At 38.5% G+C, this 14,487-nt stretch carries 14 protein-coding genes; 8 read left to right on the forward strand and 6 right to left on the reverse strand.

Annotated elements, in window-relative coordinates; translation table 11 throughout:
- Positions 1-51 precede the first annotated feature (51 nt).
- Positions 52-834: an enoyl-CoA hydratase/isomerase family protein gene (locus BMY50_RS17430; RefSeq protein ID WP_093326804.1), complete on the reverse strand. Its 783-nt coding sequence runs from the start codon at positions 832-834 to the stop codon at positions 52-54.
- A 513-nt stretch (positions 835-1,347) separates the two neighbouring features.
- Here BMY50_RS17430 and BMY50_RS17435 point away from each other — a divergent pair.
- On the forward strand, positions 1,348-2,187 hold the full coding sequence (locus BMY50_RS17435) for a murein L,D-transpeptidase catalytic domain family protein (RefSeq protein ID WP_093326806.1): 840 nt from the start codon (positions 1,348-1,350) through the stop codon (positions 2,185-2,187).
- On the opposite strand, the gene BMY50_RS17440 is transcribed toward BMY50_RS17435, so the two are convergent.
- The 4 genes from BMY50_RS17440 to BMY50_RS17455 all read right to left on the reverse strand — a co-directional run bounded on the left by BMY50_RS17440 (position 2,179) and on the right by BMY50_RS17455 (position 6,723).
- On the reverse strand, positions 2,179-3,396 hold the full coding sequence (locus BMY50_RS17440) for a L,D-transpeptidase scaffold domain-containing protein (RefSeq protein WP_162276620.1): 1,218 nt from the start codon (positions 3,394-3,396) through the stop codon (positions 2,179-2,181). The two genes, BMY50_RS17435 and BMY50_RS17440, sit on opposite strands and share 9 nt — an antisense overlap.
- A 273-nt stretch (positions 3,397-3,669) precedes the next feature.
- On the reverse strand, positions 3,670-4,176 hold the full coding sequence (locus tag BMY50_RS17445) for a gliding motility lipoprotein GldH (RefSeq protein ID WP_162276621.1): 507 nt from the start codon (positions 4,174-4,176) through the stop codon (positions 3,670-3,672).
- The gene (locus BMY50_RS17450) at positions 4,160-5,572 is read right to left on the reverse strand and encodes a PSP1 domain-containing protein (protein ID WP_202907876.1); all 1,413 of its coding nucleotides are present in this window, start codon (positions 5,570-5,572) and stop codon (positions 4,160-4,162) included. Before BMY50_RS17450 ends, BMY50_RS17445 begins: the two co-directional genes overlap by 17 nt.
- A gap of 35 nt (positions 5,573-5,607) precedes the next feature.
- Positions 5,608-6,723 (reverse strand): DNA polymerase III subunit, encoded by a 1,116-nt coding sequence (locus tag BMY50_RS17455; RefSeq protein ID WP_093326814.1) that lies wholly within the window; start codon positions 6,721-6,723, stop codon positions 5,608-5,610.
- 164 nt (positions 6,724-6,887) lie between these two features.
- On the opposite strand from BMY50_RS17455, the gene ruvX reads away from it, so the two are divergent.
- From ruvX to BMY50_RS17490, 7 genes are all read left to right on the forward strand, one after another.
- Positions 6,888-7,301: a Holliday junction resolvase RuvX gene (ruvX, locus tag BMY50_RS17460; protein ID WP_093326816.1), complete on the forward strand. Its 414-nt coding sequence runs from the start codon at positions 6,888-6,890 to the stop codon at positions 7,299-7,301.
- Positions 7,302-7,343: 42 nt separating this feature from the next.
- Positions 7,344-7,979, forward strand: a complete 636-nt coding sequence (locus BMY50_RS17465; RefSeq protein ID WP_093327098.1) for an O-methyltransferase — start codon at positions 7,344-7,346, stop codon at positions 7,977-7,979.
- 1 nt (position 7,980) lies between these two features.
- Positions 7,981-8,670 carry a glucosaminidase domain and LysM peptidoglycan-binding domain-containing protein gene (locus tag BMY50_RS17470; RefSeq protein ID WP_093327099.1) on the forward strand — a complete coding sequence of 230 codons (690 nt, stop codon included), beginning with the start codon at positions 7,981-7,983 and terminating at the stop codon, positions 8,668-8,670.
- Positions 8,671-8,684: 14 nt separating this feature from the next.
- Positions 8,685-9,572: a glucosaminidase domain-containing protein gene (locus BMY50_RS17475; RefSeq protein WP_093326818.1), complete on the forward strand. Its 888-nt coding sequence runs from the start codon at positions 8,685-8,687 to the stop codon at positions 9,570-9,572.
- Between the two features lie 49 nt (positions 9,573-9,621).
- Positions 9,622-10,428 carry a hypothetical protein gene (locus BMY50_RS17480; RefSeq protein ID WP_093326820.1) on the forward strand — a complete coding sequence of 269 codons (807 nt, stop codon included), beginning with the start codon at positions 9,622-9,624 and terminating at the stop codon, positions 10,426-10,428.
- Positions 10,429-10,632: 204 nt separating this feature from the next.
- Entirely contained in the window at positions 10,633-11,616 is a 984-nt protein-coding gene (locus BMY50_RS17485) for a DUF3078 domain-containing protein (protein WP_093327101.1), read from the forward strand.
- An 8-nt stretch (positions 11,617-11,624) separates the two neighbouring features.
- The gene (locus BMY50_RS17490; protein ID WP_093326822.1) at positions 11,625-12,488 is read left to right on the forward strand and encodes an N-acetylmuramoyl-L-alanine amidase; all 864 of its coding nucleotides are present in this window, start codon (positions 11,625-11,627) and stop codon (positions 12,486-12,488) included.
- A 319-nt stretch (positions 12,489-12,807) separates the two neighbouring features.
- Here the strand turns inward: BMY50_RS17490 and BMY50_RS17495 are convergent, their stop codons facing one another.
- Entirely contained in the window at positions 12,808-14,487 is a 1,680-nt protein-coding gene (locus tag BMY50_RS17495; RefSeq protein ID WP_093326824.1) for a glutamine--tRNA ligase/YqeY domain fusion protein, read from the reverse strand.

Below are 14,487 nucleotides of genomic sequence, written 5' to 3' on the forward strand. Positions count from 1 at the left end.
ATAAAGTTAATAGGAAAATTGAAAAAGATAAAATTTACTTCAATTAAAGCATCATTCTTTCTTAAAATCTGGACTTCGTCTTTCTAAAAAAGCCGTTACACCCTCTTTGAAATCTGCTGTACCGAAACATTTTGAAAACTCGACTATTTCAACTTCAAAACCATCTTTTCCATCAACAAGCGAAGCATTTACAGCCCTTATAGCTGCCGCTACTGCTTGAGGCGACCGAGTAGCAATATCCACTAGAATATCTTCTGCTTTTGCAACCACTTCGTCATTAGGCACCACATGGTTTACCAATCCGATTTGCAGGGCTTTTTCCGCATTTATCATGTTTCCTGTCAGTATGATTTCCAGGGCATTACCTCGTCCTACCAGTTGGGTTAATCGCTGTGTACCACCATATCCAGGAATTAAACCCAGCGAAACTTCAGGCAACCCCATCCTTGCTGTATGACTGGCAACTCTGATATGGCATGCCATGGCCAACTCTAATCCGCCTCCTAAAGCAAAACCATTAATAGCCGCAACAATGGGCTTTTCTGCCTGATGGATTAGATCAAAAACCTTGGTTTGACCATCCTTTGCCAAATGCAGGGCCTCTTCTTCATTGAAAGCTGAAAATTCACTTATATCTGCTCCGGCAACGAATGCTTTTTCACCTGCGCCCGTTAGTACGATTCCCTTCACCACTGCATCTTGCAAACCCCTATTGATTGCGTCGTTTAGTTCAATTAAGGTCTCTTTGTTAAGGGCGTTTAACTTTTTTTCACGATTAATTGTAATTCGCAAAATGCCATTTTCAATAATGGTTAATAAAAACTGATAAGCCATGTCAAAAATTTAATTCATTTAATAAACAATTCGAGCAACTAAAGTTTTTTAAATTTTGTTAAAACCTGAATTCAATTATTCTTTATGAGTTCAAAAATTCAATAGCAAAGCCAGGTAAGGCACCTTTGCGCAGGCCTATCGGGATAAGACAAGCCAAGGTAACGCAACCTGGAGAAGCTATTGGATTAGTTTTTCTCATTTTTTCACTTTGAAACGGCCATCTTCTTCCTGAAAACTCCTCGAAATAGCCCGCTATTCCTTCGTTCTTTTCAGTTGAATCTCACCATTTCAAAGCGTTCTGAACCGAAAATAATAATCGAATTCAGGTTAAATATAAACAATGTTCCAAGGATGTTTATTTTTGCTTAAAAATGTCATTTTAGTTAAATATTTTCATATAAAAATACTTTTTACTCAATATTTTATCCTATCTTTGTAACGCAATAATTTGCAGATACTTGCGTTTTAAAATTTGGATATTTCATCAGTGATGAAAAAAGTGTAAAAGATTATATGAAGTTAAAAAAAAGTATTCTACTACCATCTCTTGTATTTTTATTCCTAACCATTCTTATCAGTACGAGTTGGCGATCCATTCACCCATCAACAACTTCTCATAAAAATTATCGAAAAAAAGAACGCGACAATAAAAAGCGCTCCATTTTATCATATAAATTTGAGAATTTATTTAACCGTATACACGGGTCTAATCCAACGCTCGATAGCAATGTTTTTAAGCAAGCCTATGTTGGCTATTTAAATTTATTAGAACAAGGAAAAACTAGCTCGTCTGTCATCACCATTGCAGACCTTAGTAAACATAGCAGCGAACGAAGATTATGGATTATAGATTTGGAACGAGATACCGTTCTGCTAAATACTTATGTAGCGCATGGCCGTGGAAGTGGTTTAGAAGAGGCTAAATTCTTTTCTAATAGGCCTAATTCCAACCAAAGTAGTTTAGGGTTTTACTTAACAGGTGAAACCTACCAAGGCAAACATGGTAGATCTTTAAAACTTGACGGTTTGGATGAAGGCTTTAACACAAATGCCAGGGAGAGAGGTATTGTGTTGCATGGAGCTTGGTACGTTGGACCAAACATATTAAAAGGCCAGGATCGAATGGGTGTAAGCCAAGGTTGTCCCGCCGTTGCAGAAGTATTAAAGGATAAAATTATAGATTTAATAAAAGGCAAATCTGTTATGTATATCCATGGAAAGTCTTCTAACTATCAATCCGCCTTCATCAACGAAAGAACAGCTACCAGAAGCTTAGTCGCCTCTGCTAATAGTGATTCTGAACTTCTCCCAGATTCTACATTAGTCAGCAATATCGAAGGAAGCTTACTTTAGTGCTCTATATAGAATAGAATCCTGCTTATAAATATCTTGGTAAAACACTAGTTTTCCCGCTTGCTCAGTGCAGGTAAAATAGTCTAATATTACCTGCACTTGAGGTTTAAGCTTAATTGTTCTCGCAACAGGATCAACCGACCCCATTTCTTCTTTAATTGTATTGTATTTTTCTCCTTCGCCAAATATAGCAAGCGCTAAATTTAATGGTTGTTCTACCCGTACACAACCATGACTTGCTGCTCTCATTGACCTATTGAATGTAGCTTTTACAGGCGTATCATGAAGATATACACTACTTCCATTTTTAAATAAAAATTTAATAAGTCCTAAAGAATTGGTATTGCCTGGTCTTTGTTTAAATGTATAGGGAAGATTTTCTTTGTTATAACCAGACCACTCAATACTATCTGCATTTTCATGCTTTTCCCCTTTATAGTATACATCAATTCCATGGTTAGCTAAATAAAATTTATCAGCCTGTGCCTGCACCAATATCTCCTTTGTGGCAATGCTTGTAGGAATATGCCAAACAGGATTCACTTGTACACTATGGATCATACTACTTAACATGGGGGTTTCATGGCCATCTGCCTTACCTACCACCACTTTCATTTTACTTATCAGCTGCTCATCTTTGATTACATTTAACTCGAATGCCGGTATATTCACATAAACCATACCTGTACTATCTTTTGTGTACTTCCAACGCAGACGCTCCATATTGGCAATCAAAGTAGACCTATTTTCTTTTGTTTCACGGCTTTTCCTGAGTCTTTCTTGCAATCTTTTATATAATTTAGCGTTTGGCTGAATACTATCTAAGTAATGTTTCAAATTAGCAGTCAGAAGCACATTTTTAAAAACAAGGCTATCGGGTCTTTTAACCGGAATATAATATCTATTTAAAATTCTTCTCGGATTAACCTGTCCGTATTGTAGGGCAAAACTATAATTCGTTAAGCTTTCCGCAATTAACAGTTCCGCCTCGATAAGATGGTTATAAACTGCGGTTAAATTCTTGACGGTATCTTTGCCTCCCAAACCATTTATTAACTCTTTAAGCTCGTTTAGACGATAATTACTTTTAGATAAACCGTGCTCTTCAAGCTGTTCCAAATAGTCGATCAAGCTAAACAATGAGGAGTCAGGATAGAACTTGGTAAGCAAAATGGGTTGATAATCATTCTCGGCGTAAAAATTACGCAAGTAATTGGGGTTTTTGAATTTACTACTCGGCCTGGTTAAGTAGCTTTGTAAATACCGTTTTAGTGAATCGTTGTTTAACTCCTTATATACCTTATTTTTGGTTATCTTAAACAATGCTTCACCTACTGGTGTAGACGGCCTACCACATTGCGTTAAACAAATACAACACAACAAAAACGCGAAAAATAAAAGAAGGTAAGATCGTAAATAGTTATCCATAGAAATGTAGAAGCTCAAAAGCCGCTAACTTATAGGCACAAATAATGCCAAATCTTAATGTTTCTTATTCGGTTCAATACATATTCCAACATCACTCACGCCCCTTAGCGGACTATCGCGCATATTCTGCTCTATCTCGTAGCGGTATGTACCTGTATCTGGGAAATAATAATCCTTGTCATACGTAATCTGATAACTATATAAACTTCCCGCACTTTTTCCTAGCCACCTTCCATCTTTATCAGCAATCCGCAGTTCTATCCTTTTTGTTTGCTGTTTTTTATTTGGGTGTACTTGATGCATAAGAACAAAGAGATTCGAATACCTATAATCTGCTGTTACTCTTACATTTACTTTTAAGCGATAGCTGGTTTGTTTATCTACAACTTTCACTTCAAATGATGGAACAAAATTATAGTTCCAAGATTGGTTGGGAATCGGTTTAAATTCATCTTTGAGCACATCGTCACTACAAGAAATAACGACACCAGCAATTAAAAAAAAGACAATTAAAAAAACCAGCGAGTTACCTGTCCTTAATAATTTAACCTTTGTCTCCATTATTGGCATTACCATCTTTATTTGTATGACTTTTTTTGCCCCTATATCTTCTTCTGTTATTATTTTTGGATTTACTACCATCGGCACCTGCCCTTACCTCATTAGTGTTAGGTTTTGCGTCATTACTTGCTGGAGTAGTTGGGCCTTGTTTAACGCCCCCCCTTTTCTCTCCTTTTCCCTTTTCTTTCCTCTCCCCTTGAAGTCTCTCTGGTTCTAATCCTTCTACTGGTGAAGTCTTATTTTCTACCGTCGATTTATTTTTATTTCGTTTGCGCGACGGTCGTTTTTTCTTTTTACCCTTTTCGTCAAGTCTTGTCAAACTATCCTGTCCTACAACATTTTCATAATCATAAGTTACAGGTTTTACTGCTACCTCGATATTTTCTTTCACTTCGACTAAGTCGTCCGGTGTAATGCCGTTCTTATTTCCTTCCGCAATTTCCTTCACCTTATCTATTTCCAACGAAATCCAGTTTTCGTCTCCAGGAAAAGAAAACCACATTAACCTCTTAAAAATATCTGTTTTTTGTAGACGAGCGGTTCCTCTTTTCGTTTCAAGCCTTTCGATATCATTAGGAATATCTTTGAGTGCATCCATATACGTATCCAGCTCATAATTGAGGCAGCATTTTAACTTACCACATTGTCCAGCCAACTTCAACGTGTTTAAGGAAAGATTTTGATAACGGGCTGCAGCAGTAGATACTGTTTTAAAATCAGTAAGCCAAGTGGAGCAGCAAAGCTCCCGTCCGCACGAACCAATACCTCCTAAGCGACTAGCTTCTTGCCTCATCCCGATCTGGCGCATTTCTATACGAATGCGGAATGCTTCTGCCATTCGTTTTATCAGCTCTCTAAAATCAACTCTTCCTTCGGCAGTATAATAAAAAGTAGCTTTGGTTTTATCCCCCTGATAATCTACGTCACTCAATTTCATAGAAAGCCCAAGATCCAATGCCAGTTTACGGGCCTTATGCATTGTTTCCCATTCGAGGTCCTTAGCCGCCTGATATTTATCCATATCATTAGCTGTTGCTTTCCTAAAGATCTTTTTTTCAACAGAAGATGACTCTACTTTATTTTTTTTAAGCTGTAAGCGAACGAGCTCTCCTGTCAATGAAATGTACCCGATATCATAGCCACCTGTTGCTGTTTCCACGGCTACGGGTTCTCCCATTTCAAGATAAAGATTCTCATGATTGATATAAAAATCCTTCCTTGAACCTTTAAATCTTACTTCTACAATATTAAAAGGTATATAGTTAGATGGCATATCCATGTGGCTTAGCCAATCGTAAACATCCAGTTTATTACATCCGTTTGTCATGCATGAACCGTTGCTTTGGCAACCTGCAGGGGCACAACCACCTCCGGATGAGCAATTATCACATCCCATATTTATATATTGAGTCCTGTTTATCACAGGAACGTTTAGTGTTTAAATAATAAAACTAATTGCAAAGATACATCTAAAAATAAGATTTTAGGATTTGCATTTCGTTCTATATGATAACATGTTTTTTCAAAGATATTAATACATGCTTCCAGCTTTTCTGTGCTGTAAAGCGGACTAAATTTTTCTACAAACGACATTTCAGCTTGAGGAAGGTGTACTAAATTTACCACACCTTCTTTAAAGAGAATTACATCGCGTATAATTTGAATAGCGTAAAGTAAGAAACTTTTTTGATTTTCCCGTCCCAGTTTTGATAGATCTTCATCTACCATACTAATAAGATCCAAGACCTTACCTCCAAAGCAGAATCTTAGCCACTGCACAAATAGGTTAAAATGACTATTTCCGCCTTCTTCAGCTAGAAGTGCAAGTACCTGTTGCATATTACCGGCACTAATGTAAGCCAATTGCGTAGCCTTCTCATTGGTCAGATTTTTTTCGCTGATGAGGTATTCAACCAAGCTCCCTTTATCAATAGGATTCACCTTTACCAATTGTGTACGTGATATGATTGTATTAAGTAATTGATCTTGATTTTGAGCTACCAGCAAAAAAAGTGTATTCTCTGGAGGTTCTTCGATCAGCTTCAGCAACGTGTTACCTTCCTTATCAAGAAACTCCGGCAACCACATGATCAGCACCTTATACGAGGCTTCGAAGGCTTTCAAGCTAAGTTTCTGAATAATATGATGGCATTCGGCTATATTTATATTAGCCTGTTTATTTCCTGCCTCCAGGCTATTTCTCCAGACATCCATCCCTAAATAGGGATTGGAGAGAAAACTATTTCGCCATTGTTCGATAAAGGTGGTAGCCGTATCCTCCTTATGAGATGCAAAAAAGGGATAAGAAAAGTGTAGGTCGGGATGTATAATTTTGGCATATTTTCTACAAGAATTACAATTCCCACAACTATCATTCTCCTGCTTATTTTCACAATTTATGTACTGAGCATAGGCAACAGCAAGAGGCAAGCTACCGCTTCCTTCCGGGCCGAGAAAAAGCTGGGCATGACTTACTCTATTTTCTTTAACAGTATGAATTAAATGCGCTTTTACCTTCTCCTGTCCGATTATATCTTTAAATTGCATATCTTTTTATTCGTTACTAGTTGTAATTCTCTGCTTACCATATATCAACCAGTTCATTGAAATAAGCTCATCACTCACCTTTTGGCAACAATTGTAGCTCAAGTTCGACCTTAGTCAGGCATTTCTTTATCTTTGTATCTAATAAGCACCAAAAATAACAATTTATGCGGATAATGGCTTTCGATTACGGCACTAAACGGATCGGTATTGCAGTAACGGATCCCTTGCAGATCATCGCTACCGCTTTAACCACCATTCATCCCAATCAGGTTATTCAGTATATAAAAGATTATTTACAAAAGGAAGCTGTGGAAACCTTTGTGGTAGGGATGCCCAAACAGCTTGACGGAACAGCTTCACAATCCGCCATGCACGTAAAAGGTTTTATCCGCACGCTAAAAAAAACTTTCCCGACCATAGAGGCCGTTGAAGTTGACGAACGCTTCACATCCAAAATGGCTTCTGCTACTATTGCACAAAGTGGGCTAAAACGTTCGAAGAGACAGGAGAAAGGCCTTGTTGACACCATTTCAGCAGTTATTATTTTACAGAGTTATATGGAAGGTAAGCAAGTTTAACCAGGATTGTATATACTAACGAAATTATCTATGTTTGTTGCTATGGATATTTTAGACAGTCAGTTAAGTGATTACCTTAGTAGTACCTGCGATAAAGAACCTTCTTTATTAGAAAACATTGACCGTGACACACATCTGAAAGAGACCATGCCACACATGCTTTCCGGTCATTACCAAGGCCGTCTACTTAGTATGATTAGCCATTTAATATCTCCTCAAAAAATCTTGGAAATTGGCACCTTTACCGGATATGCTACCATCTGTCTGGCCGAAGGCTTAACGGAACAGGGTGTATTACATACCATAGACATCAATGAAGAGTTGGAAGAAAGGGTGCAGGCTTATTTTAACGCCTCTGGTTTTGGACATAAAATAAAATATCACGTAGGAGAAGCGACAAACATCATTCCTAGCCTATCAGAGACCTTTGATCTGGTATTTATAGACGCTGATAAAAAGAACAATCTACGTTATTATGAATTAGTTATTGACAAGGTACGGTCAGGAGGACTGATACTTATTGATAATGTGCTATGGAAAGGCAAAATAGTTAGTGAACATCCAGACAAACAAACGGAACAAATTCTTGCCTTGAACGATTTTATTGCACAAGACAAGCGAGTGCAAAAATTAATACTACCCGTTCGCGATGGGATATTTCTTATTAGAAAACGCTAGCATGAAAAGGATTCTACTAGCAGTCATTTCAATAGTCGCCATCTCGATAGGCAGTACGCAAATATCGCTCGCACAAAAATCCGCCCAGGAATACATTAATACCTATAAAGAACAAGCCGTCAGTGCAATGGAAGAATTCGGTGTTCCTGCCAGTATTATCCTTGCAGTCGCTATGCATGAAAGTGCCAATGGAACAAGTAGAGTAGCCACCTATCTTAACAATCACTTTGGGATCAAAGGTCCAAACCATAGCAAGCAAATTAGATCATCCTATAAAGGGTACACTTCCGTTCAAGAATCATATGATGATTTTATCAGTTACCTAAAAAACCGGAAACAATTTCAATCATTATTTACCAAATACGGCCCTTACGAATATCAAGCCTGGGCTTACGGTATTATGAAAGGAGGATACGCAGGTAGCAAATCTTGGGCAGCTCATATTGTTGCCACGATAAAAAAACATCAACTATTTCTTTTGGACAAAAGACCGGAAGGATATGAAGAACCTATCGCTGTTAAAGACAAAGAAGAGGTTGTTCTAGCCGTTGAGGCTAAATCCTATATAGTTAAGAAGGGAGACACCCTTGGTGTTATAGCCAAAAGACATCATACAACCGTCCGAAAGATAAAAAATGATAATAAACTTAGGAGCGACCGGTTAAAAATTGGTCAACGCATTAAAATTTAACAAATTTCATAAATATGAATCAGAATAAAAAAGACCTTCTATTGCTACGATACTTTTATGCGGTCTTATTTTTATTATCTTTTTCGCTCTTTACAGCGTGTTTACCCAAACAGCGTGTTCTACAAAGCGCTAAGTCGCGGCAACAGGGCGATTACCCTGGTCGCACCCACCCTACTAAAAAAAGAAATCCATCAAACAATAAGTCAATCGCGATCAGCGCATCTGCTCAAGATTACATTTCTCGGTATAAGCCAATAGCAATCAAAGAAATGAACACCTATGGTATTCCAGCGAGCATTACATTGGCACAAGGACTACTGGAATCGGCCAATGGGAATAGTACTTTAGCCAGGGAGGCGAACAATCATTTCGGAATTAAATGCACTTCTGATTGGCGTGGAGATTCCTTTTATAAAGATGATGACCGGATAGATGATTGTTTCAGAGTTTACGATTCACCAGAAGATTCTTTTAGGGATCATTCTGAATTTTTATTAAGAAAACGGTACGCAACACTATTTGAACTAGATAAAGACGATTATGCTGGCTGGGCTAAAGGACTAAAAAAAGCAGGGTATGCCACGAACCCACGTTACGCCGAATTACTAATTGACTTAATTGAACGATATGGTTTATATGATTACGATCATGGGGAAAAAACGCCAGAAAAAATAAATCGTGAAGAACGTGTATTCACAGAGATTGCCGAAAACACCCCCAAAGAGCCGGAGCAGGCGGCTGCCAAACCACCCCTTGAGATGAAAATACACGAGGTAAAACAAGGAGATACCATTTTTAATATCAGCAAGCTATACGGCCTTACACCAAGTGAACTAAAAAGCATGAATAGCCTCCAAGACGATGATTTGGTATTGGGCCAATTGCTTTTAGTTTCAAAATAATACATTAAGATGGGATCTTTTTTTGTTAAAAAATGCAAAATCTTTCTTAATGCGTAAAGCCCTCCGTATTTTTGTTGACTTGAAGATCTTAACAACCATACTCGTTTTACTGCTTACCGGAACTGCTTACCTCTCCGCACAAGAGAGGGAAGGTATTGTATTTGATAGCTACACCAAGCAACGTGTTGCCCGTGTTTATATTTATAACACCGCTAATGATGCGATGAAATATAATAACAAACGAGGAGAATTTGCCATCGAGGCTCAACCCGGAGATACTTTAATTGCCATTGTAAAGGGCTACCATTCAGACACGCTTATAGTAAAGAGTCAACCAACGATTGTTTTCAACCTGAATAGATCCACTATATGGCTAAATGAAGTAAGTATTGTAGCCAAAAGATCACCACAGGAAATTCTGGAGGAACGGAAAAGGGAATATAATACTGCCTATAAAAATGGCGATCCAGGCGACCTATTATCAGTGGGCCCCACAGGGGCAGGCTTAAGCATTGATGCTCTTTACTCGCTTCTCAGCAGAAGAGGAAAAAACGCACGATTTTTACAAGAACTTATTCAGCGAGAATATGAAAACAATGTAATCGACACCCGCTTTACGCAAATAACGGTTCGGCGACTAACAAACCTAAGTGGAGTAGCCTTAGAAGATTTTATGCATCAATATAGACCTTCCTATCATTTCATCATGCAGGCGAACGATTATGAGTTAGGAAAGTATATACAGTCATCTTATAATATGTATCGAAAAAACCCAAGTGCTTACCGAATACAAACGCTACCTAAGGTTGAACCCGGAAAACAAGAAGTCAAAATTGAAAGGTTAAATCCAAATTAGGGCATTATTCTTGTTGCGAAAGAATTTATATCATACCAGGATCAGGAAAACAAGTTAATCTAAAGGATGCATGATCATTATCTTGTTTAAGTGAATTGCATTATAAAGGCAATTTATCTATGTTTGTGGTTGATTTTGAGTTGGAGAAGAAGAGTCGACTTGTTTTGCTATTTGCGAAGAGTCGTTAACAATAAAACTATGCTGATGAATATTCGATACCTACTTGTAGTATTTTTTTTGGGAGCAGTTTTCACGGTAAAAGCTCAAGATTATGATTTAAACGATTTGAGGCAGGCGCCAAAAAAGAACAGTTTACCGGTAAGAACTCCAAAGATGTCTATTCGAGAAGTAGACATTCAGGATCCTAACCTGAACCTAAAAATCAACTACTGGCGTAATTGGACTAGTTTCTCTATAAATGCCAATCAAGCCTCTTTTAGTGATAGCTGGAACAGTGGTGGCGTAAATTCTATCTCTTTAGGCGCCTTTTTTAATACAAAATGGGATTACACCAAAGAGGATAAAAACTTTGTGTCTGAATTAGACTTAAGGTATGGAAAGATTAAGAATGAAAATCAACTTGCGCGTAAGAACCAAGACCGCATCTGGTGGGATAATAAGTACTCCATTAAATTTTCTCAGAAATGGGCGTTATTTGCAGCCTTGACCTTTGAAACACAATTTGATGCAGGTTGGCAATATGCAAACATTAATGGTGTAGACACCGCGACCAGGAAGATATCCAATTTCATGGCTCCAGGTTATCTTACACCCGCAGTCGGTCTCGAATATAAACCAGATCAGTTTAGTTCCATCCGTTTCGGTCCAGCGACCCGTATGACCTATATTTTAGATGACAATGTTCAATCGGTAAAGGAAGAAGATACTACTCGTTTCGGCGTAGAAATACCCGGAAGATTCAAGAATGATGTGAGCTTTCAGTTATTAGCCGGTACCGATCGAGATCTAACGAAATGGTTGCATTTAAAAACCACGTACGAATTTTTAGCTAATTTTGAAGACCTTAGTACTTCCAGGCATCGTCTAGATGCCATCTTAGGTGTACGCGTTTCGAGAGTAATAAGCTTGTTGTTCAATGCGACCCTATTGTATGATCCTAATCAAATAGAGGAACTGCAACGCTCTCAAAGTATTGGTATTGGTCTAAACTATAAATTCCCTCGATAGGTATATATATGCATCTAAAACATGTTTTATACGCATTTTTTGTTTCCGCTTTTTTCTTAAGCGCTTGTGCCTCCAAGAAGCAATTTGCGGATAGCAATAAAATTTACGAAAAACAGGTAGAACAGCTGGCTGAGGTAATAAAACAACCGCTTCCCAGTCCGCAACTTATGGCCTCTGCAGGACTACCGTCCCCCGGCGTGGAAGGGCAGCGCAAAGACTTCGAGTGGGTAGGCACCGTAAATTTCAGCATGCGCAAGCCCAATTTTGTTATTTTGCATCATACCGCACAGGACAGCATACAACAAACATTACGCACCTTCACCTTAGAACGTACACAGGTAAGCGCCCATTATATTATCGACAAAGAGGGAAAAGTTTATCAATTGTTAAACGATTATTTACGAGCGTGGCATGCTGGCAATGGTCGCTGGGGTTCTGTTACCGACCTTAACTCTATTTCCTTAGGGATTGAGATGGACAATAATGGTAAAGACCCTTACACCGAACCACAAATAACCAATCTACTTACCCTACTGGATACGCTAAAAATAAATTACAACATTCCAACGGAAAACTTCATTGGCCATGGGGATGTTGCTCCCGGCAGGAAAGTTGATCCTGGAGCGAATTTCCCCTGGAAAAGATTGGCCGAAAAAGGTTTTGGCCTTTGGTATGATGATATCTTGGCTGCTCCTCCTACCACTTTCAATCCATTGGATGGTTTGCGTATATTAGGCTACGATACAAGAAATGCTTCCGCAGCTATCTTAGCATTTAAGAGGCATTATGTTCCAACCGAGACCACTGAAGAATGGACGCCATTCGCACTTAGTATTCTTTATAACTTATATATTAAAAAGACAACCTTATAAAAAGTTGTCTTTTCGAAATGCTTGAAGCCTAGAAATCTATTTCATTCGTAAATAATTATTCGTTAATCCTATTTTACTATTGGCACTCATGAACCGCAAAGCGGTTTTTTATCCATCGGTCGAATGGAGCTTACCACGTTTAAACCCCGAAGGGCTCATGAACACAAAGAATATATAAAACCCGTGAATAAATTTACATTCCCATGTATGATGAATCCGCCAGCTGGCGGATAAACATGGACGGTTCATTGCTTTATATAAACATACACCTCTCCATTTCGCTGTGCTTCAGTCGGGAGTGACGTACAGAAGAGCCCTTTTAGACACTTGCCTCTTTTTGTGATTCCTTGGCCCACGTATCCCTTAAACCAACGGTCCGGTTAAACACCAGATGTTCCGTTGTAGAACGCGTATCTAAGGTAAAATAGCCCTTACGGATAAATTGATATCCTTTTCCTGGTACAGCGTTGGCTAAATCGGGCTCTATATACACATTATCTAGTATTTGCAAGCTTTCCGGGTTAATTGATTCTTTAAAATCGCCTTCGGTTGCCAGTGGATTTTCCAACTTAAATAAACGATCATACAATCTCACTTCCGCACGCTTAGCATGAGGTACACTTACCCAATGAATCGTTCCTTTTACCTTTAACCCGCTTGTATCCTCACCACTTTTGGAGTTAGGGATATAACTGCAATATATTTCGGTTATATTTCCAGCATCGTCCTTTACGAAATCATCACAGGTAACGATGTAAGCATTCTTTAAGCGCACACTTAATCCCGGGCCTAGACGGAAAAATTTCTTTGGGGCATTTTCCATAAAATCTTCACGTTCAATCCACAGCTCTCGGCTAAAGGGAATAGCACGTTCGCCTTCACCACCTTCTACTTCCGGATTATTTTCGCCATGTAAGATTTCCTCCTTCCCTTCAGGATAATTAGAGATAATCAATTTCACTGGATCCAATACAGCCATTCTGCGCCAAGCAGTTTTGTTCAAATCTTCGCGAATACAAAATTCCAGCAATCCAACATCAATTACGTTCTCTCTTTTAGCAACACCAATGCGTTCACAAAAATTGCGGATACTTGCTGGTGTATAACCCCTCCTTCGTAAACCGCTAATGGTAGGCATCCGAGGATCATCCCATCCTTCTACATATTTTTCATTAACCAGTTGCAATAAGCGTCTTTTGCTCATTACCGTATAGGTCATATTCAATCGCGCAAATTCATATTGTTTAGACGGGAAGATACCTATATTTTCAATTAACCAATCATATAAAGTACGATGTGGTATAAATTCCAGCGTACAGACCGAATGGGTTATTTTTTCAATAGAATCGCTTTGTCCGTGCGCAAAATCATACATAGGATATATACACCATTTATCTCCTGTACGATGATGATGCGCATGTTTGATGCGATATAATAAAGGGTCACGCATGTGCATATTTGGATTAGCCAAATCGATTTTAGCACGTAATACTTTGCTACCGTCAGGGTGTTTCCCTTCTTTCATCTCTTCAAAAAGACGAAGATTTTCTTCTATGGAGCGGCTCCTATAAGAGGTGGCTTTGCCAGGCTCAGTAGGCGTGCCTTTACTCACAGCGATCTCTTCTGGCGTGCTATCATCCACATAAGCCAATTCTTTCTTAATCAATTGAATAGCGAACTGATAGAGTGTATCAAAGTAATCAGAAGTATAAAGCTCCTCTTCCCACTGAAAACCTAACCATTTAATATCGTGTTTAATACTGTCTACATATTCTACATCTTCTGTAACAGGGTTGGTATCATCAAACCGTAGGTTTGTTTTACCTTGATACCTTTGGGCCAACCCAAAATTTAAACAGATTGATTTTGCATGGCCTATATGTAAGTAGCCGTTAGGCTCCGGAGGGAAACGTGTTAAAACCCTACCATCATTCTTTCCATTGCGAATATCTTCCTCTATAATTTCCTCTAGGAAGTTCAATGATTTCTCTTCGTTCAT

The sequence above is a fragment of the Olivibacter domesticus genome (assembly GCF_900109575.1).
GTDB classification, from domain to species: domain Bacteria; phylum Bacteroidota; class Bacteroidia; order Sphingobacteriales; family Sphingobacteriaceae; genus Olivibacter; species Olivibacter domesticus.

Coding starts and splice junctions, on each gene's coding strand:
- BMY50_RS17430 (WP_093326804.1), bottom strand. CDS start 834: ATGGCTTATCAGTTTTTATTAACCATTATTGAAAATGGCATTTTGCGA.
- BMY50_RS17435 (WP_093326806.1), top strand. CDS start 1,348: ATGAAGTTAAAAAAAAGTATTCTACTACCATCTCTTGTATTTTTATTC.
- BMY50_RS17445 (WP_162276621.1), bottom strand. CDS start 4,176: ATGGAGACAAAGGTTAAATTATTAAGGACAGGTAACTCGCTGGTTTTT.
- BMY50_RS17450 (WP_202907876.1), bottom strand. CDS start 5,572: ATGGGATGTGATAATTGCTCATCCGGAGGTGGTTGTGCCCCTGCAGGT.
- BMY50_RS17455 (WP_093326814.1), bottom strand. CDS start 6,723: ATGCAATTTAAAGATATAATCGGACAGGAGAAGGTAAAAGCGCATTTA.
- ruvX (WP_093326816.1), top strand. CDS start 6,888: ATGCGGATAATGGCTTTCGATTACGGCACTAAACGGATCGGTATTGCA.
- BMY50_RS17465 (WP_093327098.1), top strand. CDS start 7,344: ATGGATATTTTAGACAGTCAGTTAAGTGATTACCTTAGTAGTACCTGC.
- BMY50_RS17470 (WP_093327099.1), top strand. CDS start 7,981: ATGAAAAGGATTCTACTAGCAGTCATTTCAATAGTCGCCATCTCGATA.
- BMY50_RS17475 (WP_093326818.1), top strand. CDS start 8,685: ATGAATCAGAATAAAAAAGACCTTCTATTGCTACGATACTTTTATGCG.
- BMY50_RS17480 (WP_093326820.1), top strand. CDS start 9,622: ATGCGTAAAGCCCTCCGTATTTTTGTTGACTTGAAGATCTTAACAACC.
- BMY50_RS17485 (WP_093327101.1), top strand. CDS start 10,633: ATGAATATTCGATACCTACTTGTAGTATTTTTTTTGGGAGCAGTTTTC.
- BMY50_RS17490 (WP_093326822.1), top strand. CDS start 11,625: ATGCATCTAAAACATGTTTTATACGCATTTTTTGTTTCCGCTTTTTTC.
- BMY50_RS17495 (WP_093326824.1), bottom strand. CDS start 14,487: ATGAACGAAGAGAAATCATTGAACTTCCTAGAGGAAATTATAGAGGAA.